This is a genomic window from Flavobacterium procerum, assembly GCF_042431625.1.
Classification (GTDB): domain Bacteria; phylum Bacteroidota; class Bacteroidia; order Flavobacteriales; family Flavobacteriaceae; genus Flavobacterium; species Flavobacterium procerum.
The window spans coordinates 613,940-637,420 of record NZ_JBHLYW010000007.1; the positions used below are offsets into that span (position 1 = coordinate 613,940).

Here is a 23,481-nt window from a genome sequence, read left to right on the forward strand (position 1 = left end):
TGTTTATAAAAAGCAACTGATGAACTTTAAGGTAAATCCTCTTTTCGAAAATAACTCGGTAACTATACTTGAAACTATCAAAAATTTTAATACCTCTGGTAAACTTTTTGGCAATGGTGACCGTAATAAAATAAAGCTATTTGATTTTGAAGGAAAAACAATCAACATAAAATCATTTAAGATTCCGAATCTGATCAATAAAATTGCATATCGTTATTTTAGAAAATCAAAAGCCCAGCGTTCTTTTGAATACGCTGTAAGTTTATTAGAAAAAGGAATCGGAACGCCTCAGCCAATTGCTTATCTTGAGAATTTTAATGTTTTAGGATTAAGAGACAGTTATTATATGAGCGAACATTTAATAACCGAACTGACATACAGAGAATTGGTAGAAATTCCTGACTATCCAGATAGAGAAAATATTCTAAGACAGTTTACCAGATTTACGTTTGATCTTCATGAAAAAGGAGTCGAATTTTTAGATCATTCTCCGGGAAATACTTTAATTAAAAAAACAGCTGGCGATTACGAATTTTTTCTTGTCGATTTAAACAGAATGATTTTTCACGAAAGTATGAGTTTTGAACAACGTATGATAAATTTCAGTCGTTTAACACCTTATGAAGAGATGGTTAAGGTTATGAGTAATGAATATTCGAAATTCTATAAAGAACACTCTGAGGCGGAAATTTTCAGCAGAATGTGGCAGTTAACTGCAGACTTTCAGGAGAAGTTTTACAGAAAAAAACGTTTAAAGAAGAAGCTTAAATTCTGGAAGAAATAATACGATTCATTTCCTTATAACGCGCATACACGCTGTAGGCGTTGAGATAGCAGATTGTAATTCCTTTTGCACCATCTAAAAAACCGAATCGGATTATAAATTGGTATAAAAAAGTATATGTCGGATGAAGAAACAAAAGAAAAACAGATTTATGGTTCCTTTTCTTGAGTTTTTCATTTGCCTTAAAAATGCCATAATTGTACATTTTCAGTTTATAGTCCTCATAATTTGAATAGGAATAATGAATGAGCTTGCTTTTTAGAATAGCTGTATTTCCATTTACAATCAGCTTTTCATGTACCATTCTGTCTTTACTGTAAAAGCAGTCATTTTTCTTAAAAAGCCTAAAAATCTTGTCTGTCTGCCAGCCGCTAAAATGCAGTTTACGATTTTTAAACATAAATGTGCGATAAACTAAATAAGCACTGGCGCTGTTATCGCTATTTACAACAGCGTCAATTTCCGATTTTAGCGCGGGTGTTATGCGTTCATCGGCATCAATAAACAAAATCCAATTGTTTTTTGCTTGTTCTAGAGCAAAATTTCGCTGCGAAGTGTAATCTGTAAATTTATGTTGGATTAATTTCACATTCGCAAATGACTCAATTATTTCTACAGTTCTGTCAGTACTAAAAGAATCGACTATAATTATTTCATCAGCAAAATCAATATCATCGATAAGATTTTTAATAAAACGCTCTTCATTGAACGTAATTATTAATACGGATATTTGTTGCTTTTGAATGGTATTCATTTGCTTTTGACTTGTTTCAGTTTTTGTATTCCTGAAAATAAGTTTCCAATTTCTTCAAAATCAATTCCAACGGATACTCAGCATAATATTCAAAAGTATGTTCTTTGATATATTGCTCAGTATGTTGTTCGTAGATTTCTGGTTTTAAGTCTTTTAAGTGAATCGATTCGTTTTTTGCTTCATTTTCAAAAAGCTGCCAAGTTTCTTTTCTAACAGAAGGTGTAAAAATAGAAAAAGTTGGAATTTCAAGTGCTTTCGCCATATTTACGGCGCCTCCTTCGTTTCCTATCAACATTTCGCATTGAGAAAGTACGGCTAAAAACAGACGTAAATCGGTTGCGTACAAATCGAAAACAATATGTTTTTTCGTTTCTTCAGAACAATGATTATATACTTCAAGAGCTTGTTCTTTTTGATTCGGAATATAGTTGAAGAGAATAGTTGCGTTTGTTTTGGCTACTGTAAAATCGATAATCTTTGCCATTCCCTCAGGTGGATAGGTTTTATAGTGTTCACTTCCTAAAATTCCGAACATGATCAATGGTTTTTCAGGACTAATATTGTAGCTCTTCAAAAGATTTTTAGCCTCTGTTATTTCAGATTCTTTCAAAAAGATTTTCGGTTTTACATTTGTTATTTTTTCAGAGAAAAAAGGCTTAAGCAATAACAATCTGTTCTCAATTGCTAGGCCGTGTTCTGATTTTATGGCATCAAAGCGCTCATAACTGTAGTTGTAGAAAATATTAGAGTACCATTTATGGTAAGAAACTTTGTATTTCGCACCAGAAAAAAACGTGATTAAATTAGTTCCTAATTTGCTGTACACATCTATTACGGCATCGTATTTTCTTCTTCGAATCTCAAAAATAAATTTAAAGAACCCCAAAGTCGATTTCCTAATTTTATTGGTCATCGGAATGATGTTGTCAATATTCGGATTTTCTTTTAGTACATCAACAGAATTAGGATAACACATATAGTCGATTACCGAATCAGGAAACTTATTTTTTAAGTTGTTACAGATTATTGTACTGGTTAATACGTCTCCAATTCTTTTTTGCTGAATTACTAATATTCTCATTTACTTTTAAGGTTCAATTTAGTGGCTAAATTACAAACTATTTTATAAAGAGCACAGCAGTATTTGCAGAATGCAATTGAACTAATTAAAAAAGTTTTACTTTTGTCATTAATAAATTTAATTTTAGAATGAAAATTAGCGGCCTGGTTATTACTTTCAATGAAGAAAAAAACATTGGAAAATGTATTGATGCTTTGTTTAAAGTTTGTGAGGAAGTAATTATTGTAGATTCTTTTAGTAAAGATCGTACAGTTGAAATTGCGAAAGAAAAAGGCGCAATAGTGGTAGAGCAAGCTTTTTTAGGAGATGGGCCACAGCGCACGCATGGTCTTCCTTATTGTAAAAACGATTGGATCTTAAATCTTGATGCCGACGAATTTTTAGATAAAGATGCTGAGCAATTTATCCTTAACGGAAAATATTTAGAAGGAAATTATGATGCTTTTAGTTTTAGAGTAAAAAACTTTTTGGCAGATAAACTGATTGATTTTTCGGGTTGGTATCCAGATCATAAAGTTCGTTTTTTCAACAAACAGACGGCTCATCCTTCTGAGGCGAAAGTGCATCAAAAAATCATTACTCAGAATGAAAAAAAAGTAGCCGTTCATATTTTGCATTATGGCTGGGATTCTTTGGATCAGATTATTGCTAAAAAAAATCAGTATTCAGGTTGGCATGCTCAACAATTGTTTGATCAAGGAAAAAGAGTAAATGCTTTTAAGCCGGTTTTAAACGGTACAGTTGCTTTTGTACGCTGTTATTTTTTTAAGAAAGGTGTTTTTAACGGAATAGACGGGCTTTCAATAGCGATGATTCAGGCTTTCTTTTCTTATATGAAATATGCAAAACTTTTGAAACTTCAGAAACAGAAATAAAATAGAGTTTTGTCAAAATAAAAATCCAAATTCCAATCATGACAATTGGAGTTTGGATTTTTTTAATTGAAAATTATATAACTTATTTATTATACTGCAACATCGTATTCGCGAAGTGCATTGTTTAATGAAGTTTTTAAATCTGTAGAAGGTTTACGAGTACCAATAATTAACGCGCATGGAACCTGAAATTCTCCAGCAGCAAACTTTTTAGTATAGCTTCCTGGAATTACAACAGATCGTGCAGGAACAAAACCTTTCATTTCTACTGGCTCATCGCCTGTAACATCAATAATTTTAGTTGAAGCAGTAAGACATACGTTAGCGCCAAGAACTGCTTCTTTACCAACATGAACGCCTTCAACTACAATACAACGAGATCCGATAAAAGCACCATCTTCAATAATTACTGGAGCAGCCTGTAAAGGTTCTAAAACTCCACCAATACCAACACCACCGCTTAAGTGTACGTTTTTACCAATTTGCGCACAGCTTCCAACGGTTGCCCATGTATCAACCATAGTTCCTTCGTCAACATAAGCACCAATGTTTACGTAACTTGGCATTAAGATTACACCGCTTGAAATGTAAGCTCCGTAACGAGCAACTGCATTTGGTACTACACGAATTCCTTTTTCAGCATAATTTCTTTTAAGTAACATTTTGTCGTGGTATTCAAAAATACCAGATTCCCATGTTTCCATTTTTTGTATTGGGAAATACATAACAACAGCTTTCTTAACCCATTCGTTTACTTGCCATTTGTCTCCAATTGGTTCAGCAACGCGTAATTTTCCTGCGTCAACCAATTCGATTACCTCTCTAATAGCATCAGTTGTAGTTGTTTCTTGTAATAAAGCTCTATTTTCCCAAGCTTGTTCAATTATAGTCTGTAAAGAATTCATAGTTTAAATTTTTGGCAAAGATAACTTATTTGAAGGAATGCAAAAAAGCAAAACAGTGCTAAAAAGTTACAGATTTAACTTTTTGTGTTGAATTTGATAAATAAAAATTAGTGTTTATAAAAATCAATTTTAAAAAATACCCTTAGAAGTTTTTTTTATATCAAAATATGACAAAAGTCAGATTTTACGATTTTTATTGTCAATAGTTTTGCCTCGTTAAAAAAAGAACCATTCAGAAATAAATATATAAGCACTGTCTAAACATGAATCAGGAAAATCAGAATAACAACAGAGTAATAGTTGATAAGGAAGTAGCTTGGGATAAAACACAAGTTATTATGAGTAAAACAAATGCATTCGGTATTATAGAATATGCTAATGAAGTTTTTGTTGATGTCTGCGGTTATGAAGATTATGAATTGATGGGGCAGCCTCACAATATTATTCGTCATCCAGATATGCCGAAAGTTATTTTTAAAGTGCTTTGGGAGAATCTTAAGAATGGAAAAAATTTTCACGCGATTGTTAAAAATCGTGCAAAATCGGGAAGGTACTATTGGGTTATTACCGATTTTGATATTGCAAGAGATGAAAATGATGTTATTGTTAATTATTTCGCCAGAAGACAGTCTGTACCGCAAGAAGTAATTGCCTTGCATATAGAGCCGTTGTATAAAAAATTATTGCAGATTGAAGCCGCAAGTGGTGTAGAATTCAGCGAAAAATACCTTATTGGGTTTCTGGAGGAAAAAAACAGGTCTTATGTAGAATACATCAAAGAGCTGATTTATGAGCACCAGAGATCACAGGAGAAATTTGCCAATTATTCTGAAGCTGAAGAAGACGATCACGAAGATCAAAGGGGGTTCTTCGGTCGTCTGTTTGGCAGATAGATAATTGGAGTGATTTTTTTTAGTTTTTTAATAATTGGATATGGATTAATCCGTTTTGATTTCTCAGAACGGATTTTTTTGTGGGTTTTAAAATCTTGAAATCAAACTCAAAAAAATGGTATCTTTGTTTTGTAAAATGACTTATTATGGAAGCTATCAGATTAGAATTTCAGCCTGAAATAAAAGAAAAAATCTTAAAGTTATTAAGCTCTTTTTCTTCTGACGAATTGAAAATTGTGGAAGAAGAAGGTTTTTCGGATCCTAATTTTGAGCAGAACAAAAGAAAATTAGAAGCAACGATAAAGAGAATGAAAAGCGGAAGCGCTAAGTTGTACACTTTAGAAGAGGTGGATGTTATTTTAGAAAAGACTATTTCTAAATATGAAGATTAGTTTTGTTGATGATTTTATATTTTCTTTAAATGAACAGGTAGATTATATTTCCAAAGACAAGCCAATTGGCGGCAAGGAAATTTAAAAGAGATTTATTAAAGAACATTAAAAAAGATTTAAAAAATCCGTATAATTTTAAAAAATCCATATACTTTAATGAAGAGAATTTTAGAGACTATGTTTTTAAAGGATATGTCTGTGTTTATGAAGTAGATTGTGACTTAAATACCGTATTCGTTTTCGGTTTTATAAAATATAAAGAATCTCTTTGAAATTTATAAAAATTCAATTCTATCTTTGCAATAAAACAAAATGCCAAGAATCCTCTCTATAGATTACGGTCAAAAGCGCACAGGTATTGCTGTGACAGACGAAATGCAGATAATCGCTTCGGGTTTAACTACTATTGCGACGCATACTTTAACCGATTTTTTAAAAGATTATTTTAGTAAAGAAAAAGTAGAAGCCGTCTTAGTTGGCGAGCCAAAACAAATGAACGGAAATCCTTCGGAGAGTGCTTCGGTAATTAATGGGTTTGTAAAGCATTTTTCTAATGTTTTCCCCGATATGAAAGTCATTCGCGTAGACGAACGTTTTACATCAAAAATGGCATTTCAAACCATGATTGACAGTGGCCTAAGCAAAAAACAGCGTCAAAATAAAGGCTTGATTGATGAAATTTCTGCCACGATTCTGCTTCAAGATTATCTTTCTTCAAAAAAATAATGCCTTTCGTCGTTATTTTTGCTTTTAATTTAATGGTTTTTAGAAAATCCTAACTTTTATCATGTAAAAATTAGTTTTTTTTTGCAATTAAAAAAGTACCTTTGCATTTTAAAATAAAATACTGTTATGCCTGACGAAACCATACGTTCAAATAGTGATGTAGTACTTATAGGAGCTGGAATAATGAGTGCCACTCTTGGAGTAATTTTGAAAGAATTACAACCTGATATAAAAATTGAAATTTACGAAAGATTAGATGTTGCTGCTGCAGAAAGTTCTGATGCTTGGAATAATGCAGGAACGGGTCATTCTGCTTTTTGCGAATTGAATTACACTCCTGAAAAGGCAGATGGAAGCGTAGATCCTAAAAAAGCGATAAGTATTGCGGAATCTTTTGAGGTTTCTCGTCAGTTTTGGTCTTATTTGGTAGAGCAGAATAAAGTACCATCTCCAGAAAATTTTATTAAAAGTGTTCCTCATATGAGTTTTGTATGGGGTGATAAGAATGTTGCTTACCTAAAGAAAAGATTCGAAGCGCTTCAAAGCAATCCAATTTTTGCAGACATGACTTTCAGTACTGATTTTAAACAACTGAAAGAATGGATGCCTTTAGTAATGGAAGGACGCGAAGAGGGCGAAAACCTTGCTGCGACTCATATGGAAATGGGGACTGATGTCAATTTTGGCGCTTTAACAAGAAGCATGTTCAGTTACTTAGAAAAACAAGAAGGCGTTTCCTTATTTTTTAATCATGAAGTTAAAAAACTAAGGCAGCGTGAGGATAAATCATGGAGAATTAAAATAACTGATGTATCTACCGGAAAAGTGCGTAAAGCCTATACAAAATTTGTGTTTATTGGTGCAGGAGGAGGTTCGTTGCCACTTTTAGAAAAAGCAAATGTTCCTGAAGGACATGGTTACGGAGGTTTCCCTGTAAGCGGTCAATGGCTTAAGTGCACGAATCCTGAAGTGATTGAAAAACATCAGGCTAAAGTGTACGGAAAAGCGAGTGTAGGTGCGCCACCAATGTCTGTTCCGCATATTGATACACGTGTAATTGATGGCGAAAAAGCGCTTCTTTTTGGGCCTTTTGCCGGATTTTCTACTCGTTTCTTAAAAAATGGTTCCTATCTAGACTTGCCTTTGTCTATTAAACCAAACAATTTAATTCCGATGCTTGCCGCTGGATATCACAATATTCCGCTTACGAAATATTTAATAGAGCAGGTTCGCCAATCTCCAAAAGACAGGATGAAAGCTTTACGTGAATATCTGCCGACAGCACGTTCTAAAGACTGGAAACTTGAAAAAGCCGGGCAACGTGTTCAGGTGATTAAAAAAGATGAAAAAGAAGGCGGAGTTTTGGAGTTCGGAACAGAAGTTATCAATACTAAAGACGGAAGTCTAGCGGTTTTATTAGGAGCTTCTCCAGGAGCGTCTACAGCTGTAGCCATTATGGTTGATTTGATTAGCAGATGTTTTGCAAATCAGATTAAAACGCCAGAATGGGAAGCGAAATTAAAAAATATGATTCCATCTTACGGACAAACTTTAAACAATAAGCCAGAGCTTTTAGCAGAGCTTAGAAAACATACAGCAGAAGTTTTAAAAATAAAATAAACTGCTTTTTATAGTATTAGAAAAACAAATCCAGATGAATTAATCTGGATTTGTTGCTTTTAGGTCGGTTGTGTTTTTCAGGATTTTTTCAGCTAGATTGCTCATCCAGATTAATTGCTCAATAACCATAGATGCTTCCTGCATTTTTGCCTGACGGGTTTCTTTATCAAGTTCGTCATCTTCTGCCAATCGCGTGAAGTTTTTTCTTTTTAATTCTTCAAATTGCAAAGTCACATCTTCTTTTTCAAAAAACGTATCCGTTAAAATAGTTTCATTTCTTAAAACGGCAATAGAATGGTCGAGATTGGCTAAAATTGTTTTAATGATATAATTAAAAGATTCTGAGGCAGATGTAGTTTGATGTGATTGAATATAGGTTGAAAGCGATGCTAAAGCAGATAAAAGAGAATGGTTTAAAACCACAAGTTTGTTAACCAAAGGCATTGTTTTTTGCTTTGATTTGGGTTCCTGCATCATACGCTGAAAGGAAGTCATCAAATTGCCGATTTCGACAAAAGCATTTTTTCTAGCCAATCTGTAAGAGGTCGGAACTTCTCCTTTTTTATTGTAAAAATCAGCAATCTCTTTTAAGTAATTTCTATTGGCGCGAATAGAATTTTCGATATGAATAGGAGTGTTTATAAACTCCCAAGCAGGCCACAAAAACTGATTAGCCAAAAACGCTAGAGTTGCTCCTGCAAGTGTATCTACAATTCTAAACTGTATTACTTCGACAATATTCGGAACTAATATTCCGTAAATAAACACAACGTACATTGTTACAAAAGTTGCGCTTATTTTGTAATTAATTTGTGTAAACGCAATTCCGAGCATCATACAAATAATAGAAAGAATGCTCAAAGCAATGTGATTTTGTATAAAAGAAACAATTCCGAAAGCAATTATTCCTCCTGCGATTGTGCCCAAAATCCTGTTGTATGACCGTTCTTTTGTTAATCCGTAACCCGGACGCATGATTACTACAATAGTAAGGAGGATCCAGTATTCGTTTTGCAGGTCTAATGCTCCTCCAATTGCTAACCCAATTAAGATAGTTATGGTTAATCGTATCGAATGTCTGAAAATAGAAGAAGAATAACTTAAGTTTTCTATTAATGTTCGTATTGGGTAATATTGAGGCGTTAAGAATTTTTCGAGCTCTTTGTCTTTATCTTTCAATTTGTAAGACTGTATTGCAAGCGAAAGGGCACGCTGAATGATTTTGATTTTGCCGACTTGGTTTTTGGCGTATTTCAGCATGTTTGTCAGCATCAAAACTCCTTCTGCGGCTTCTTCTTTTCCAGATGTTTTTTCGTAATCAAAAATGGCAAATTCTAAAGCATCAAGTTCGTTTTTTAAATCTTGTTTGTCGACATAATTGCTAATGCTGTGTACATTTTTAGAAAGCTTTTTGAGTGTAGACGCTAGCTTGTAAGCTACATTTTGGTAGGTTCGTAAAACATCGGGATGTCTAGCAAATTTTTCGTGCAGTTTGCTGTGGTCAAAAGAAGTATAAAGAGCAAGTTCTTGAATTTCGACCAATGTAATAAAAACCAAAAGCATTTTTCTGTTCTGACTTGTAGTTGCAGAAGCATTTTGGTTTCCGATAAGCATTTTACGCAAATCTTCATGAATCAGATTCAAGTCGACCTGAATGGCTAATTGTTTTTCTATAATGGCGCGACGATTGGCTTCTGGACTCCATAAATCACCGCGCAGTTTTAGGTATTTCGCTGTAAGCTTAATGCCTTCTGCAATTTGAAGTTCTACATATTTGTAAGGTTGTACAAAATGAAAAACTAATGAGACAATAAGGTACAAAATACCACCAATAAAAATAAAAGCCGAATATTCAACAGCTTCCATTCCTGTATGCAGATGCCCGAACGAAAGAGAAATTGACAATAACGCTGAGAATGATATTAAGGTCGCACGCTGGCCATAAACCGAAATCATTGAGCATAAAAAAAGCAACAAACCTAAAAACGGATAAAAAAGAATAGGGTATGGATAAACGAGATTTACCAATAAATTTACGACAGCAACGATAAATGATGCAGCAATAAGTCCTTTTATTTTGTGGCTTAATGAGCTCGGAACATCACTAGGATAGGTGTAAAAAGCTCCTAGTGCAATAGTAAAACCAATTTCGAAATGACCAAGAAAATTTAAGACTAAAACAGGAACAACAGAAGCAATAGTTACTTTAGATGCATTTAGGAATGATGTGCTGTTAGTAAATTTCGTTATACGGTCAAACATATGAGGAGGTTTACAAACAAAGATAGGAATTGTACTAGTGATTTTGGCATAATAAAGACTGAGATTTTTAACGGTCTCGAAAAAATATGAGATAATAAGGCTTTAAAATTATTCATTGACTATTTTTTACTATTTTTGCCAGCTGAATTACGGTAACTTGTAAATGAGGTTTCGTAACTTAAAATTATAAATAAATACAAATGATTTTACCAATTGTAGGATACGGTGATCCTGTTTTAAGAAAAGTAGGAGAGGCAATAACGCCGGAATATCCAAACTTAAAAGAAACAATAGCAAACATGTACGAAACCATGTATAATGCTTACGGAGTTGGGCTTGCTGCACCACAGGTTGGCTTGCCGATTCGTTTGTTTGTTATTGATACGACTCCTTTTAGCGATGATGATGATCTTCCTTCACAGGAACAAAAAGATTTAAAAGGTTTCAAAAAAACTTTTATCAATGCTAAGATTCTTAAGGAAGAAGGTGAAGAATGGAGCTTTAACGAAGGATGTCTGAGTATTCCAGATGTACGTGAAGATGTTTACAGAAAACCAACAGTTACAGTAGAGTATTGTGAAGAAGACTTTGTAATGAAAACCGAAGTTTTTGACGGTCTGATTGCAAGAGTTATCCAACACGAATACGATCATATTGAAGGCGTTTTGTTTACAGATAAAATATCTTCTCTTAAAAAACGTTTAATTCAGAAGAAACTTAAAAATATCACCGAAGGGAAAACATTTCAGGAATATAGAATGAAATTTTTTGCCGCTAAAAAAGGAAGATAAGATTTCTATAAACATTTAGAATCAACACAATAAATCAAAATTCTTAATACTAATTTTAATAAAAATGAATTTAGCAAAAATTTTAGCCATTTCTGGAAAACCTGGTTTATACGAATTAAAAGTACAAACTCGTACAGGTTTTGTGGCAGAATCATTACTTGATGGGAAAAAAATTACTGTGAGCTTAAAAAGCAACGTAAGTTTATTGTCTGAAATTTCTATTTACACGCATACGGGAGAAAAACCATTAACAGAAGTTATGCAGCAAATTGCCATTAAGGAAAACAAAGGTCAGGCTATTTCTCATAAAGAAGAAAATGCAGTATTACTTTCTTATTTCAAAGAAATTTTACCAGATTATGATGAAGAAAGAGTTTATCCTTCAGACATTAAAAAAGTATTGAACTGGTACAATACACTTCAGGCAAAAGGTTTGGTGACTGATTTAGCTCCTGCTGCTGAAGAACCAAAAGAAGAGGCGCCTGTTGCTGAAAAACCTAAAAAAGCACCAGCTGCTAAAAAAGCAAAAGCTAAAAAAGAGGAATAGTAATTTCTTTTTTCTAAATATAATAATCCTGTTAAGAGATTTTCTTGACAGGATTATTTATTTTTACACTATGGTTATAACCCTAAAAAACTTCGAAAGATGAGTAAAGAATTGCAGTTAAAAGCGTTTGAAAGATTGTTGATTATTATGGATGAACTTCGTGAACAGTGTCCATGGGATAAAAAACAGACTTTGCAAACTTTGAGGCATCTTACAATCGAAGAAACCTATGAGCTTGGTGATGCTATTCTAGATAATGATTTGAATGAAGTTAAAAAAGAACTCGGAGATTTATTGCTGCACATCGTATTCTATGCTAAAATCGGAAGCGAAACCAAAGATTTTGATATTGCAGATGTATGCAACGAAATCTGTGAAAAACTGATTCATCGTCATCCCCATATTTATGGAGATGTAAAAGTTGAAAACGAAGAGGAAGTAAAACAAAACTGGGAAAAACTAAAACTTAAGGAAGGTAAAAAGTCTGTTTTAGAAGGAGTTCCAAGGAGTCTGCCGGCATTAGTAAAAGCAAGTCGAATTCAAGATAAAGTAAAAGGAGTAGGTTTTGACTGGGAAGAACCGCATCAAGTTTGGGATAAAGTCCAAGAAGAATTGCAAGAACTACAAGACGAAGTAAAATCCGGAAATCAAGATAAAATCGAAGATGAATTCGGAGATGTTTTGTTTTCTATGATTAACTATGCCAGATTTTTGAATGTAAATCCAGAAGATGCGCTCGAACGCACGAATAAAAAATTCATTAAACGTTTTCAATATTTAGAATCAAAAGCTGAAGAAATAGGAAAACCGTTAATGGATATGACTTTGGCAGAAATGGATATTTTCTGGAACGAAGCCAAAAAGCTTTAGTTTTCGGCTAATTTTTTTAAGGCACGAACGTCTTTCAGCATGATTTTTTTGCCAACCAATTCAATTAAACCTAATTTATTAAAATCGGATAGTAAACGAATACAGCTTTCAGTTGCTGTACCGATAATTCCGGCCAATTCTTCTCTGGTTAACTGAACTTTCAGCGTTTTGTCTGTGTCTTCGCCAAATTCGTCATGCAAATGAAGTAAAGTTTCAGCAAGTCTCTGCTTAACCGTTTTTTGAACTAAAGCAATCTTTTCATTTTCAGACTCTTTCAAATCTTCACAAACAGACTGCATCATGTTTAAAGAAAACTGATTGTTACTGTTGAAAAAATTGATGATTTCAGATTTCGGAATAAAACAAACTTCCATATCGGCAACAGCTTTTGCGGTTAAGTTCGCTGGTTCGTTGCTAATCATGGAACGTTGGCCTAAGAGTTCGCCTGATTTTACCAATTTTACAATTTGGTCTTTACCATTTGCGCTAAGTTTAGAAAGCTTACCGATGCCGTCTTTAACACAGAAAACACCATTAGTGACTTCGCCTTCTTCAAAAAGGGCTTCTCCTTTTTTGATTTTATAGCTCGTTTTACTATTAGCTAATTTTATAACTTCTTCTTTATTAAGGGCTTTTAGAGAACTTAACTGACGTACAATGCATTGATCACATTTACTCATGGCAATAGTTGTTTGATGCAAAATTAAGCATATTTAAGACTTTTTGGCATTATTCGATGGTAAAATTATTATAAATAAGGTTTTCAGGTAATTAGGCACTTTAAATTTTATTAAATTAGAATTCAATTTCAGTAGAACATGACAATTATCATCTTAATAATTGTGCTTTAATTGGAAATTTGCGACATATAAAAACAGGTTTATGAAAGAGCAAAGTTGTTTTCATTGTGGTCTAACAATTGAACAAAATGAAGAGATTGATTTTGATGATAAGAAGTTTTGTTGCACCGGCTGTAAAACAGTCTACGAAATTTTCAGCGTTAATGACTTAACCTCTTATTATGATTTTGAAAAGTCGCCTGGTGCCACACCACAAGACATCAAAGGCAAATATGATTTTTTAGAAAACGAAGCTATACTTTCTAAAATCTTAGAATTTCACGAAGGAAATACAGCCATCGTTTCTTTAAATATTCCGCATATTCATTGTAGTTCTTGTATTTGGATTCTCGAAAATCTAAATCGTCTGCAACCAGGAATCAGTACTTCACAAGTTAATTTTCATGAAAAAAAGGTTCGAATTACTTTTAATTCTGATAGCGTTTCTTTAAAAGAAATCGTATATCTGTTGAGTTCTATTGGTTATGAACCTTACATCAGTTTAGAAAATTACGGATCAGAGAAAGCTAAGGTTGATAGAAGTTTAACCTATAAACTAGGCGTAGCATTTTTCTGCTTTGGAAATATCATGCTCCTTTCGTTTCCGGAATATTTTGAAATGAAGGAATTCTGGCTCGACAGCTATAAACCATTTTTTAGGCTATTGATTTTCCTTTTGGCATTGCCAAGTTTCTTGTACTCAGCAAGCGGTTATTATGTTTCTGCCTATCATAGCATTAGAACCAAAATGCTGAATATTGATATTCCGATTGCTTTAGGAATTATTGTAATGTTCATTCGCAGTACATACGATATGCTGATGGATCATGGACCAGGATTTTTTGACAGTTTGGCAAGTTTAGTATTCTTTATGCTTCTTGGTAAAATGTTTCAGATTAAGACGTATAGTTTTTTAAGTTTCGAAAGAGATTTTAAATCGTATTTCCCAATTGCTGTAACCAAAATGAATAAAGATTCTTCTGAAGAGAATGTAGCCATTTATGATGTTTTAAAAGGAGATCGTTTATTGATTCGTAATCAGGAATTGATTCCAGTTGATGGAATTTTGATCAGCGAAAGCGCCGAAATTGATTATAGTTTTGTTACCGGCGAGGCTGTTCCGATTACTAAAAAGTCTGGAGATAAAGTTTTTGCAGGAGGAAAACAGATAGGGAAAGTAATCGAAATGGAAGTGTTGCATTCGGTTTCGCAAAGTTACTTGACTCAATTATGGAGCAACGAAATTTTCCAGAAAAAGGTAGACCAAAAACACAAAACCATAACAGATGCAATAAGCCGGTATTTCACCCCAATCTTACTGCTTATTGCGTTTGCAGGTTTTGGTTATTGGATTTTTATAGACGGCAATACAGCATTTAACGTTTTTACAGCAGTTTTAATTGTGGCTTGTCCTTGTGCATTGGCTCTTACAGCTCCTTTTACTTTTGGAAATATTTTGAGAATTTTAGGGAAAAAGAAATTCTACTTAAAAAATGCCATTGTAATTGAACAGCTTGCTAAAGTTGATACAATTGTTTTTGATAAAACAGGAACGATTACGACCAATAAAAAATCAAATATCCTTTATGAAGGAAAAACGATTTCTGATTCGGATATAATATTCATTAAAAATGTTTTACGAGGCTCGAATCATCCTTTAAGCCGTATGCTTTACGATTTTCTTCCAGAGACCAAACGTCTTAATGTTGAAGATTTTCAGGAGATTACGGGAAAAGGAATTTTGGCAGTTGTTGAAGGAAAAGAAATTAAGATTGGTTCTGGACAGTTTGTAGACAATATAGTCGCAGACGGTTCTGAAATCGAGAAAACAGCACTACATATAAAAGTAGGAGGCGTTTATTTTGGAAAATTCACTTTTCAGAATCAATATAGAGAAGGTTTAGAAAAGCTTTTCTTAACCTTGAGTAAAGAGTACGAAATAAAAGTGCTCTCAGGAGACAATGATGGCGAAAGGGCAAATCTGGAAGCGATTCTGCCTAAAGGTACCGAATTGATATTCAATCAGAAACCAGAGCAAAAATTAGAATACATTAAGAAGCTTCAAGACAAAGGGCAAAATGTAATGATGGTTGGTGATGGTTTAAATGATGCTGGAGCATTGGCGCAAAGCAATGTCGGAATCTCGATTTCAGAGAATGTAAATGTTTTTTCACCTGCTTGTGATGCAATATTGGATGCGTCAGAATTTTCACGCTTAAACTACTTTTTGAAGCTTTCTCACAAAGCGATTTCAATCATAAAAATGAGCTTTACTTTATCGTTGCTTTACAACGTTGTTGGTCTTGCATTTGCGGTTACAGGAAACCTGCTTCCGCTGGTTGCGGCAATCATTATGCCGTTGAGTACAATTACCATTGTGAGTTTTGTTACTTTTATGTCTAACTATTTCAGCAACAGAAAATTAGGTTAATTTTTTGATTGCTCAAAAAGATATTTTTTATAAATTTAACATATCTTTTTGTTCATGATAATTATCATATTTTATACGCCCTTAACGAAGTAATTTTGTTAATATAAATCTAGGGTATGAGTGTTATTTATCTATTAATTTCAGTAAGTATTTTTGTGGCAATCTGTTTCTTTATTGCCTTTATCGCAGCTGTCAAATCTGGACAGTATGATGATGATTATACGCCATCAGTCAGAATTCTTTTCGATGACGAAACCAAAATTAATTCCCAAAATAATAATTCACCAATCGAAGAAAAACAAGTATAATTATGGAAATGGAACAGTTTTATTACGACAACAAAATTGTAAAAAAATTCATTTACGCCACAATACTCTTTGGAGTTGTGGGTATGTTAGTGGGACTTACCCTAGCGGTAATGTACCTTTTTCCCAACATAACAGATGGGATCTCGTGGCTTAGTTACGGTCGATTAAGACCTTTGCACACCAATGCAGTTATTTTTGCCTTTGTGGGTAATGCCTTTTTTGCTGGTATGTATTACTCGCTGCAAAGATTGCTAAAAGCCAGAATGTTTAGCGATTTTTTAAGTAATCTTCATTTCTGGGGCTGGCAGCTGATTATCGTAGCGGCGGCAATTACACTTCCGTTAGGTTATACTTCTTCTAAAGAATATGCAGAACTAGAGTGGCCTATTGATATTGCGATTGCATTGATATGGGTTGTAATGGGAATCAATATGATTGGAACCATGCTGCGTCGTAGAGAGCGTCATTTGTATGTTGCAATCTGGTTTTACTTGGCAACATTCGTGACTGTAGCAGTACTGCATATTTTTAATAATATCGAAATTCCGGTTTCAGCTTTAAAAAGTTATTCTGTATATGCAGGGGTTCAGGATGCATTAGTACAATGGTGGTACGGACACAATGCAGTAGCATTCTTCCTGACAACTCCGTTCTTAGGTTTAATGTATTATTTTGTTCCTAAAATCGCAAACAGACCAGTTTACTCTTACAGATTATCTATCATTCACTTTTGGTCATTGATCTTTATTTACATCTGGGCTGGACCACACCACTTATTGTATTCTGCATTACCAAACTGGGCACAGAATTTAGGAGTTGCATTTTCTGTAATGTTGATTGCTCCATCTTGGGGAGGTATGATTAACGGTCTTCTAACATTAAGAGGAGCTTGGGACAAAGTGCGTGAAGAACCAGTTTTAAAATTCTTCGTAGTAGCAATTACGGGTTACGGTATGGCAACTTTTGAGGGGCCGATGCTTTCTCTTAAAAATGTAAATGCTCTAGCGCACTATACAGACTGGATCGTAGCACACGTACACGTAGGAGCTTTAGCTTGGAATGGTTTTATGTCGTTTGCAATCATTTATTGGTTGATTCCACGAATGACTAAAAGCGAATTGTTCTCTAAGAAATTGGCAAACTTCCATTTCTGGATTGGGACTTTAGGTATCATTATTTATACTATTCCTTTGTATGTTGCTGGTTTTCAACAAGCCTCAATGTGGAAGCAGTTTAATCCGGATGGAACTTTAACCTATGGAAACTTCCTGGAAACTGTAACCGCTATCATGCCAATGTATTGGATGAGAGCTATCGGAGGTACATTGTACTTAATAGGTATGTTTACATTAGTGTACAATATTATTATGACAGTTAGAGCTGGTAATACTATTGAAGACGAATTGGCTCAAGCTCCAGCTTTACAAACCATAAAAAGCAGCAGATTAACAGGAGAGAAATTCCACTCTTGGTTAGAAAGAAAACCAATTCAGTTAACGATTTTAGCTACTATCGCCATTTTAATTGGTGGTATCATTCAGATTGTGCCAACGATTATGGTAAAATCAAACATACCAACTATTGCGAGCGTAAAACCATATACTCCTTTAGAATTAGAAGGACGTGATTTATACATCAGAGAAGGTTGTGTAGGTTGTCACTCACAATCGGTTCGTCCTTTCAGACATGAAGTAGAGCGTTACGGAGTTCAGGCAAAAGCCGGAGAGTTTGTGTATGATCATCCATTCTTATGGGGATCAAAACGTACAGGTCCAGATTTGCAAAGAGTAGGAGGCAAATATAATGACAACTGGCACTTTAACCATATGTGGAATCCACAGAGTACCTCAGCGGGATCTATCATGCCAGGTTACAAATGGCTCTTTGATAATAAACCTCTGGATATTTCATTGACACAAAAGAAAATGCAGGCGATGATTTCGTTGGGAGTTCCTTATTCTCAAGATGAAGTTGCCAATGCACAGAAAACTTTAAGAGATCAAGCCGTTAAAATCGAAAAAAGCTTAGAAAGCGATCCTGATTTTGTGAAGAGCTACGAAGACAGCCGCAAAAAAGCTGCAGCAAAAGGCGAGAATTTCGTTCCGATGAACGAAAGGGAAATCGTGGCGCTGATTGCTTATATTCAAAGACTTGGTACTGATATTAAAGTAAAACAAACTAAATAACAGCAGTATGTTTGAGCAAATAAAACACAATATGGAAACAATATCGGGTATAGAAATTTACCCGATACTTTCCCTCTTAATTTTCTTCTTGTTCTTTGTAGGATTAGGCTTTTGGGTCTTCTCTTATAGAAAAGAAAAAATTCAGGAAATGAGTAGTATTCCTTTAGATGAAGGACTTGTTGTAATTACAAAAGAGATATAAAAAATGAAAAAGTTTTTCCCAGTATATGTTAGAGTACCGTTGATTTTCTTCATCGTATTTGCTTTGATGGAATATTTTGTAGACTCAGGAGATCGAGCTGCTTTTATAAAATATCCGATGGTTTCGCTCTTTTTATTTGTCTTTTTGTTTATTCTGATTGCAATCGAAATTACGCTTAGCGCAGTAAATCGAGTGATGTATCAATTACTGTCACCAGAAGAAAGAGCACAAAAAGAACTTGAAGAAAGTTTAAGTTTCAAAGAAAGCGCTTGGTTTAAAAATTTGATGCACAAATTGACACAAACCGCGCCAATGGAAAAAGAAGGAGAGCTTTTAATGGATCATGATTATGACGGAATTAAAGAGCTTGACAATAATTTGCCACCTTGGTGGGTGTATTTATTCTATATCTGTATCATTTTCGGTGTAATTTACGTAGTTCGTTACGATGTGTTAGGAGCAGATAATCAGGAAATGGAGTTGAAAAAAGAATTGGCTCAAGCAAAGATTGATGTTGCCGAATACATGAAAACTGCTCCAGATTTGATGGACGAAAAAACAGTTATTTTGCTTACGGATGAACCAAGTTTAGCAGCGGGAAAAGAAATCTTTACAACAAACTGTGCGGCTTGTCACCGTGCTGATGGTGGTGGACAAATCGGACCAAACCTTACAGATGACAAATGGATTTTGGGAGGTGGCATTAAAAATCTTTTCCATACCATTACAAATGGAGGTAGAGATGGTAAAGGTATGATTTCTTGGAAAGGAACCCTGAAACCAAAAGAAATACAAAAAGTTGCAAGTTACATTCTGTCTTTGCAAGGAAGTAATCCAAAAGATGCGAAAGAAGCAGAAGGTGAGGTTTGGGTAGACGAAAGCGCTCCTAAAACGGATGCCACAGCAACTGCAAAAGATACCACAGAAGTTATAAAATAAAATAGAATACCATGTCAAATTTACCAGACGAAGCTTTTAGAAACACCATCGGAACAATAGATGAAGGTGGTAAACGAAAATTTATTTTTCCTAAAAAACCGTCTGGTAAATTTTACGATTACCGAAAGATTGTCAGCTATGTTTTATTGGCAATTTTAGTCATAAATCCCTTTATTAAAATAAATGGAAACCAATTTATGATGTTCAACTTTATAGAACGTCGTTTTAATATTTTTGGATTTCCTTTCTGGCCTCAGGATTTTTATCTCTTTGTCATTTCGATGCTTGTCGGGGTTGTATTTGTTATTTTGTTTACGGTGGTTTTCGGAAGGATTTTTTGTGGCTGGATTTGTCCACAGACTATTTTCCTTGAATTGGTTTTTCGTCGTATTGAATATTGGATTGATGGAGATCGCGGAGCACAGACTCGCTTGGCAAAACAAGAATGGAATGCTGAAAAAATTCGTAAACGATTAATCAAATGGACTATTTTCTTTTTGATTTCTTTCCTAATTGCAAATGTCTTTTTGGCTTATCTCGTTGGAAGCGATTCTTTGTTCTTAATGATTCAACAAGGTCCGATATCGCAAGCAAGTAATTTTATTGCACTTCTTATTTTTACTGGAGTTTTTTATTTTGTTTTTGTATGGTTTCGCGAACAGGTATGTATTATTGCTTGTCCATACGGACGTTTGCAAGGTGTGCTTTTAGACAATAAATCAATCAATGTTGCTTATGATTTTGTTCGAGGCGAAAAAGAAGAAGGACGTGCGAAATTCAATAAAAAAGAAGATCGAGCATTAACAGGAAAAGGAGATTGCATCGACTGTCTTCAATGTGTTCATGTTTGCCCAATGGGAATTGACATTAGAAACGGAACACAGCTGGAATGTACAAACTGTACAGCTTGTATTGACGAATGTGATCACATTATGGAATCTGTAGGATTGCCCAAAGGTCTGATTCGTTATGCTTCTGAGGACGAAATTGCCAAAAAAGAGCCTTTCAAATTTACAACAAGAATGAAAGGTTATACGGCGGTTCTCTTCATTCTCTTAAGTATTTTTGTCGGAATGCTCTTTTTAAGAACAAATGTTCAGGCGGTTATTTTGCGTTTACCAGGTCAGCTATTTCAACATAATGGCGAAAAAATAAGTAATGTTTACACCTATAAGATTGTAAACAAAACCATGCAAGATTACAAGGACATTCATTTTGAATTGATTGATCAGAAAGGTGAAATTAAAAATGTAGGTAAAAGACATTTTAAAGTAGCAAAAGAAGCAATTTCTCAAGGAACTTTATTTATAGAAATTGATGAAGTATTACTAGAAAGCGATAAAACTAAAGTTAAGATTGGAGTTTATAACGGTTCTGAACTCCTACAGACGACAACAACTAATTTCTTAGGACCGCGAAGTTTTAATTAAAATTATTAGATTATGAAAATCAATTGGGGTACCGGCATTGTCATTGCATTCGCATTGTTTATGACATTTATTTTATATTTTGTTTTTGAAGTGCAATCAAATTCTAAATACGATAATGATTTGGTTATCGAAGAATATTACAAACACGATACGCACTTTCAGGAAGAAATGGCGAGAATTCAAAATGCTCACGATTTACAGCATAAACCATCAATCAAATATACCGAAAATGGCGTGGCGGTGATTTTTCCAATGGGATTTGAAAGCAATAAAGTAAAAGGAAATATTCAGTTATACAGACCTTCAAACAAAAAATTCGATTTTAATACTCAAATCGCTTTAACGAATTCAGAAATTATTATTCCGCAGAAAAAATTATTAAAAGGTCGCTGGGATGTTAATATGGAATGGCAGTATGAAGGCAAGAAATATTTAACTAAAGAAGTGATATACGTAAACTAATAACAAGATGTTGTTTTCAGCTTTTATTTTGGGTCTTATCAGTAGTCTGCACTGCGTTGGTATGTGCGGACCTATTGCTATGATGCTTCCTCTTGATCGTAAAAACGAGGCTAAAAAAGCGACTCAGATTCTTACTTATCATTTGGGGCGTTTAACAGCTTATGCTTCGATAGGATTGGTTTTTGGATTATTAGGAAGAGGTTTCTTTTTGGCCGGTCTACAGCAGAAAATGTCGATTTTTATTGGCGTTTTCATGATTATTGTAGTTCTGATTCCGGAGAAAAAATTGGCGAATTATAATTTTTCTAAACCAGTTTACAAGGTTATTTCCAAAATAAAATCAAATCTTGGAGCGCAGTTTAAAAATAAAAGTTACAAATCTCTATATACAATCGGCCTCTTAAACGGATTTCTGCCTTGCGGAATGGTTTATGTCGCTTTATTTGGAGCAATTGCCATGCAGAGTGCAAGTTACGGTGTTTTTTATATGCTGTTGTTTGGGCTCGGAACCATACCGCTCATGAGTATCGTGGTGTATGTAAACGCACTGCTGAAATTGCCTTTTCGAAATAAAATTCAAAAAGCAATTCCATATGTTGCAGTATTTATAGGTGTTTTGTTTATTCTTAGAGGTTTAGGACTTGGAATTCCTTATATATCTCCTTCAAGTATGAGCTTATTTGTACAGCAGGCACCAAACTGCCACTAAAAATAATATTTTCTATACAGTCATCGAAAACAAGTTTGTTTCCGGTGACTTTCTTTTTAGGTGTAAGTCGAAAGCCATGCAAATGTTACGAACAAATGGTCTTCCTTCTTCTGTAATGGTGATTTTATTGTTTTCAATAACAATTAAGTTGTCATTTTCTATTTCCTTCAAAGCAATCAATACTTCTGGTAGTTCAGCAAAATTTAGAGATTCTGCAGTCCAGGAAGTTTCCAATTCGCAGGTTAAATTCAGGATATGTTTTCTGATGATAAGATCTTCATCATTCAAAATATGACCTTTTACAACAGGCAGTTGGCTAGACTCTAAAATCTCATAATATTCTTCAAGGCTTTTGGTATTTTGAGCAAAACTGTACCAGCTGTCACTTATAGAAGAAACACCCAAACCAATCATAACTTGTGTTTTAGAAGCGCTGTAACCCATGAAGTTTCTATGCAGCTTTCCGTTGTGAGCAGCTTTATATAAACTGTCTTCAGTCAAAGCAAAATGATCCATACCAATTTCATGATATCCATTTTGAATCAGAAGTTTTTTGCCAATTTCGTACAGTTTTCTTTTTTCGGCATCTTTAGGAAGATTTTCATCATTAAATCCTCTCTGTCCGTTTCCTTTTATCCAAGGCACGTGAGCATAGCTGTAAAATGCCAATCGATCTGGTTTTAAAGAGTTTGTTTTTTCAACAGTATCAATAACGTCTTCAATAGTTTGAAACGGAAGTCCAAAAATGATATCATGGCCAATAGAAGTATAACCAATTTCTTTTGCCCAAAACGTTACTTTGGCAACATTATGAAAAGGCTGAATCCTGTTAATGGCTTTTTGAACTTTTGCAGCGTAATCTTGAACTCCAAAACTTACACGTCGAAAACCTAATTCATATAGTTTTTTAAGCTGTTCGTAAGTGGTATTATTTGGATGTCCTTCAAAACTAAATTCATGATTTTGTGCTTTTACAGCATGATTAAAAATTCCGTTTATAAGGTTTTCTAAGTTTTCTTTTGAAAAGAATGTTGGAGTTCCACCTCCTAAATGTATTTCTTTAATGATGGGTTTTTCTGGAAGCAAATCACAATACATTTTCCATTCTTTCAGAACAGCTTGAATGTATTTTTCTTCTACAGAATGATTTTTTGTGATACGTTTATTACATCCGCAGAAAGTGCACATGCTTTCGCAGAACGGAAGATGAATATATAAGCTGATTCCATTTTTAGAATTGCTTTCCGAAAATGATTTTTGAAGTGTTGTAGTCCATTTTTCTGCTGTAAAATCGGCTTCATTCCAATAGGGTACTGTTGGATAGCTGGTATATCTCGGACCTGGTACATTGTATTTTTGAGTCAAAGAAATTTTCATAAAGACGGATTTAGTTTTCCCCCAAAATTAAAACTTCGGCAATGGACATAAAATGACAAATATCATATAAGAATAAAAAAAAGAGACTCAAAATTGAG

23 protein-coding genes are annotated in these 23,481 nt (G+C 34.1%); 17 read left to right on the top strand and 6 right to left on the bottom strand.

All coding sequences use genetic code 11. From position 1 onward, the window contains the following. The first annotated feature begins 19 nt into the window (after positions 1-19). Positions 20-784: a Kdo domain containing protein gene (locus ACFFLS_RS08305; RefSeq protein ID WP_379686070.1), complete on the top strand. Its 765-nt coding sequence runs from the start codon at positions 20-22 to the stop codon at positions 782-784. Here ACFFLS_RS08305 and ACFFLS_RS08310 read toward each other — a convergent pair. Both ACFFLS_RS08310 and ACFFLS_RS08315 read right to left on the bottom strand, forming a co-directional pair. Further along, the gene (locus ACFFLS_RS08310) at positions 765-1,538 is read right to left on the bottom strand and encodes a glycosyltransferase family 2 protein (RefSeq protein ID WP_379686071.1); all 774 of its coding nucleotides are present in this window, start codon (positions 1,536-1,538) and stop codon (positions 765-767) included. The two genes, ACFFLS_RS08305 and ACFFLS_RS08310, sit on opposite strands and share 20 nt — an antisense overlap. Before the next feature lie 16 nt (positions 1,539-1,554). After that, positions 1,555-2,619: a glycosyltransferase family 9 protein gene (locus ACFFLS_RS08315; RefSeq protein WP_379686072.1), complete on the bottom strand. Its 1,065-nt coding sequence runs from the start codon at positions 2,617-2,619 to the stop codon at positions 1,555-1,557. A gap of 128 nt (positions 2,620-2,747) precedes the next feature. On the opposite strand from ACFFLS_RS08315, the gene ACFFLS_RS08320 reads away from it, so the two are divergent. Beyond that, on the top strand, positions 2,748-3,494 hold the full coding sequence (locus ACFFLS_RS08320) for a glycosyltransferase family 2 protein (protein WP_379686073.1): 747 nt from the start codon (positions 2,748-2,750) through the stop codon (positions 3,492-3,494). Between the two features lie 89 nt (positions 3,495-3,583). Here ACFFLS_RS08320 and ACFFLS_RS08325 read toward each other — a convergent pair whose 3' ends face one another. Next, positions 3,584-4,399 carry a 2,3,4,5-tetrahydropyridine-2,6-dicarboxylate N-succinyltransferase gene (locus ACFFLS_RS08325; RefSeq protein ID WP_379686074.1) on the bottom strand — a complete coding sequence of 272 codons (816 nt, stop codon included), beginning with the start codon at positions 4,397-4,399 and terminating at the stop codon, positions 3,584-3,586. A gap of 263 nt (positions 4,400-4,662) precedes the next feature. On the opposite strand from ACFFLS_RS08325, the gene ACFFLS_RS08330 reads away from it, so the two are divergent. The 4 genes from ACFFLS_RS08330 to ACFFLS_RS08345 all read left to right on the top strand — a co-directional run bounded on the left by ACFFLS_RS08330 (position 4,663) and on the right by ACFFLS_RS08345 (position 8,030). Next, positions 4,663-5,292 carry a PAS domain-containing protein gene (locus tag ACFFLS_RS08330; RefSeq protein WP_379686075.1) on the top strand — a complete coding sequence of 210 codons (630 nt, stop codon included), beginning with the start codon at positions 4,663-4,665 and terminating at the stop codon, positions 5,290-5,292. Positions 5,293-5,438: 146 nt separating this feature from the next. Continuing rightward, entirely contained in the window at positions 5,439-5,684 is a 246-nt protein-coding gene (locus ACFFLS_RS08335) for a hypothetical protein (RefSeq protein ID WP_379686076.1), read from the top strand. A gap of 312 nt (positions 5,685-5,996) precedes the next feature. Further along, positions 5,997-6,410, top strand: coding sequence for a Holliday junction resolvase RuvX (gene ruvX / locus ACFFLS_RS08340; protein WP_379686077.1), 414 nt, complete (start codon positions 5,997-5,999; stop codon positions 6,408-6,410). Between the two features lie 126 nt (positions 6,411-6,536). Then, positions 6,537-8,030, top strand: a complete 1,494-nt coding sequence (locus ACFFLS_RS08345; RefSeq protein WP_379686078.1) for a malate:quinone oxidoreductase — start codon at positions 6,537-6,539, stop codon at positions 8,028-8,030. 39 nt (positions 8,031-8,069) lie between these two features. Here ACFFLS_RS08345 and ACFFLS_RS08350 read toward each other — a convergent pair whose 3' ends face one another. Continuing rightward, entirely contained in the window at positions 8,070-10,292 is a 2,223-nt protein-coding gene (locus ACFFLS_RS08350) for an FUSC family protein (RefSeq protein ID WP_379686079.1), read from the bottom strand. 200 nt (positions 10,293-10,492) lie between these two features. On the opposite strand from ACFFLS_RS08350, the gene def reads away from it, so the two are divergent. The 3 genes from def (at position 10,493) to mazG (ending at position 12,500) form a co-directional block, all read left to right on the top strand. Continuing rightward, positions 10,493-11,083, top strand: coding sequence for a peptide deformylase (gene def, locus ACFFLS_RS08355; protein WP_379686080.1), 591 nt, complete (start codon positions 10,493-10,495; stop codon positions 11,081-11,083). Positions 11,084-11,147: 64 nt separating this feature from the next. Continuing rightward, positions 11,148-11,630, top strand: a complete 483-nt coding sequence (locus ACFFLS_RS08360; protein ID WP_379686081.1) for a DUF5606 family protein — start codon at positions 11,148-11,150, stop codon at positions 11,628-11,630. 99 nt (positions 11,631-11,729) lie between these two features. After that, positions 11,730-12,500, top strand: coding sequence for a nucleoside triphosphate pyrophosphohydrolase (gene mazG, locus ACFFLS_RS08365; protein ID WP_379686082.1), 771 nt, complete (start codon positions 11,730-11,732; stop codon positions 12,498-12,500). On the opposite strand, the gene ACFFLS_RS08370 is transcribed toward mazG, so the two are convergent. Continuing rightward, the gene (locus ACFFLS_RS08370) at positions 12,497-13,180 is read right to left on the bottom strand and encodes a Crp/Fnr family transcriptional regulator (RefSeq protein ID WP_379686083.1); all 684 of its coding nucleotides are present in this window, start codon (positions 13,178-13,180) and stop codon (positions 12,497-12,499) included. The two genes, mazG and ACFFLS_RS08370, sit on opposite strands and share 4 nt — an antisense overlap. 202 nt (positions 13,181-13,382) lie before the next feature. On the opposite strand from ACFFLS_RS08370, the gene ACFFLS_RS08375 reads away from it, so the two are divergent. The 8 genes from ACFFLS_RS08375 (at position 13,383) to ACFFLS_RS08410 (ending at position 22,006) form a co-directional block, all read left to right on the top strand. Then, positions 13,383-15,770: a heavy metal translocating P-type ATPase gene (locus tag ACFFLS_RS08375; protein WP_379686084.1), complete on the top strand. Its 2,388-nt coding sequence runs from the start codon at positions 13,383-13,385 to the stop codon at positions 15,768-15,770. A gap of 116 nt (positions 15,771-15,886) precedes the next feature. Further along, positions 15,887-16,078 carry a cbb3-type cytochrome oxidase assembly protein CcoS gene (gene ccoS / locus ACFFLS_RS08380; protein ID WP_095930917.1) on the top strand — a complete coding sequence of 64 codons (192 nt, stop codon included), beginning with the start codon at positions 15,887-15,889 and terminating at the stop codon, positions 16,076-16,078. A 2-nt stretch (positions 16,079-16,080) separates the two neighbouring features. Beyond that, positions 16,081-18,264: a cytochrome-c oxidase, cbb3-type subunit I gene (gene ccoN / locus ACFFLS_RS08385; RefSeq protein ID WP_379686085.1), complete on the top strand. Its 2,184-nt coding sequence runs from the start codon at positions 16,081-16,083 to the stop codon at positions 18,262-18,264. A gap of 7 nt (positions 18,265-18,271) precedes the next feature. After that, positions 18,272-18,466 (top strand): CcoQ/FixQ family Cbb3-type cytochrome c oxidase assembly chaperone, encoded by a 195-nt coding sequence (locus ACFFLS_RS08390; protein WP_379686087.1) that lies wholly within the window; start codon positions 18,272-18,274, stop codon positions 18,464-18,466. 3 nt (positions 18,467-18,469) lie between these two features. Continuing rightward, the gene (locus ACFFLS_RS08395; RefSeq protein ID WP_379686088.1) at positions 18,470-19,405 is read left to right on the top strand and encodes a cbb3-type cytochrome c oxidase N-terminal domain-containing protein; all 936 of its coding nucleotides are present in this window, start codon (positions 18,470-18,472) and stop codon (positions 19,403-19,405) included. A gap of 11 nt (positions 19,406-19,416) precedes the next feature. Beyond that, complete coding sequence (gene ccoG / locus ACFFLS_RS08400; RefSeq protein WP_379686089.1) at positions 19,417-20,835, top strand: cytochrome c oxidase accessory protein CcoG; 1,419 nt, start codon at positions 19,417-19,419, stop codon at positions 20,833-20,835. A gap of 12 nt (positions 20,836-20,847) precedes the next feature. Further along, on the top strand, positions 20,848-21,297 hold the full coding sequence (locus ACFFLS_RS08405) for a FixH family protein (RefSeq protein WP_379686090.1): 450 nt from the start codon (positions 20,848-20,850) through the stop codon (positions 21,295-21,297). Between the two features lie 7 nt (positions 21,298-21,304). Continuing rightward, positions 21,305-22,006 carry a sulfite exporter TauE/SafE family protein gene (locus ACFFLS_RS08410; RefSeq protein WP_379686092.1) on the top strand — a complete coding sequence of 234 codons (702 nt, stop codon included), beginning with the start codon at positions 21,305-21,307 and terminating at the stop codon, positions 22,004-22,006. A 12-nt stretch (positions 22,007-22,018) separates the two neighbouring features. Here ACFFLS_RS08410 and hemN read toward each other — a convergent pair whose 3' ends face one another. Next, positions 22,019-23,383, bottom strand: coding sequence for an oxygen-independent coproporphyrinogen III oxidase (gene hemN / locus ACFFLS_RS08415; protein WP_379686094.1), 1,365 nt, complete (start codon positions 23,381-23,383; stop codon positions 22,019-22,021). Between the last annotated feature and the right edge of the window lie 98 nt (positions 23,384-23,481).

What these genes read in the sequence shown, in the direction of transcription:
- ACFFLS_RS08305 (WP_379686070.1), top strand. Translation starts at nt 20, where the DNA reads ATGAACTTTAAGGTAAATCCTCTTTTCGAAAATAACTCGGTAACTATA.
- ACFFLS_RS08310 (WP_379686071.1), bottom strand. Translation starts at nt 1,538, where the DNA reads ATGAATACCATTCAAAAGCAACAAATATCCGTATTAATAATTACGTTC.
- ACFFLS_RS08315 (WP_379686072.1), bottom strand. Translation starts at nt 2,619, where the DNA reads ATGAGAATATTAGTAATTCAGCAAAAAAGAATTGGAGACGTATTAACC.
- ACFFLS_RS08320 (WP_379686073.1), top strand. Translation starts at nt 2,748, where the DNA reads ATGAAAATTAGCGGCCTGGTTATTACTTTCAATGAAGAAAAAAACATT.
- ACFFLS_RS08325 (WP_379686074.1), bottom strand. Translation starts at nt 4,399, where the DNA reads ATGAATTCTTTACAGACTATAATTGAACAAGCTTGGGAAAATAGAGCT.
- ACFFLS_RS08330 (WP_379686075.1), top strand. Translation starts at nt 4,663, where the DNA reads ATGAATCAGGAAAATCAGAATAACAACAGAGTAATAGTTGATAAGGAA.
- ACFFLS_RS08335 (WP_379686076.1), top strand. Translation starts at nt 5,439, where the DNA reads ATGGAAGCTATCAGATTAGAATTTCAGCCTGAAATAAAAGAAAAAATC.
- ruvX (WP_379686077.1), top strand. Translation starts at nt 5,997, where the DNA reads ATGCCAAGAATCCTCTCTATAGATTACGGTCAAAAGCGCACAGGTATT.
- ACFFLS_RS08345 (WP_379686078.1), top strand. Translation starts at nt 6,537, where the DNA reads ATGCCTGACGAAACCATACGTTCAAATAGTGATGTAGTACTTATAGGA.
- ACFFLS_RS08350 (WP_379686079.1), bottom strand. Translation starts at nt 10,292, where the DNA reads ATGTTTGACCGTATAACGAAATTTACTAACAGCACATCATTCCTAAAT.
- def (WP_379686080.1), top strand. Translation starts at nt 10,493, where the DNA reads ATGATTTTACCAATTGTAGGATACGGTGATCCTGTTTTAAGAAAAGTA.
- ACFFLS_RS08360 (WP_379686081.1), top strand. Translation starts at nt 11,148, where the DNA reads ATGAATTTAGCAAAAATTTTAGCCATTTCTGGAAAACCTGGTTTATAC.
- mazG (WP_379686082.1), top strand. Translation starts at nt 11,730, where the DNA reads ATGAGTAAAGAATTGCAGTTAAAAGCGTTTGAAAGATTGTTGATTATT.
- ACFFLS_RS08370 (WP_379686083.1), bottom strand. Translation starts at nt 13,180, where the DNA reads ATGAGTAAATGTGATCAATGCATTGTACGTCAGTTAAGTTCTCTAAAA.
- ACFFLS_RS08375 (WP_379686084.1), top strand. Translation starts at nt 13,383, where the DNA reads ATGAAAGAGCAAAGTTGTTTTCATTGTGGTCTAACAATTGAACAAAAT.
- ccoS (WP_095930917.1), top strand. Translation starts at nt 15,887, where the DNA reads ATGAGTGTTATTTATCTATTAATTTCAGTAAGTATTTTTGTGGCAATC.
- ccoN (WP_379686085.1), top strand. Translation starts at nt 16,081, where the DNA reads ATGGAAATGGAACAGTTTTATTACGACAACAAAATTGTAAAAAAATTC.
- ACFFLS_RS08390 (WP_379686087.1), top strand. Translation starts at nt 18,272, where the DNA reads ATGTTTGAGCAAATAAAACACAATATGGAAACAATATCGGGTATAGAA.
- ACFFLS_RS08395 (WP_379686088.1), top strand. Translation starts at nt 18,470, where the DNA reads ATGAAAAAGTTTTTCCCAGTATATGTTAGAGTACCGTTGATTTTCTTC.
- ccoG (WP_379686089.1), top strand. Translation starts at nt 19,417, where the DNA reads ATGTCAAATTTACCAGACGAAGCTTTTAGAAACACCATCGGAACAATA.
- ACFFLS_RS08405 (WP_379686090.1), top strand. Translation starts at nt 20,848, where the DNA reads ATGAAAATCAATTGGGGTACCGGCATTGTCATTGCATTCGCATTGTTT.
- ACFFLS_RS08410 (WP_379686092.1), top strand. Translation starts at nt 21,305, where the DNA reads ATGTTGTTTTCAGCTTTTATTTTGGGTCTTATCAGTAGTCTGCACTGC.
- hemN (WP_379686094.1), bottom strand. Translation starts at nt 23,383, where the DNA reads ATGAAAATTTCTTTGACTCAAAAATACAATGTACCAGGTCCGAGATAT.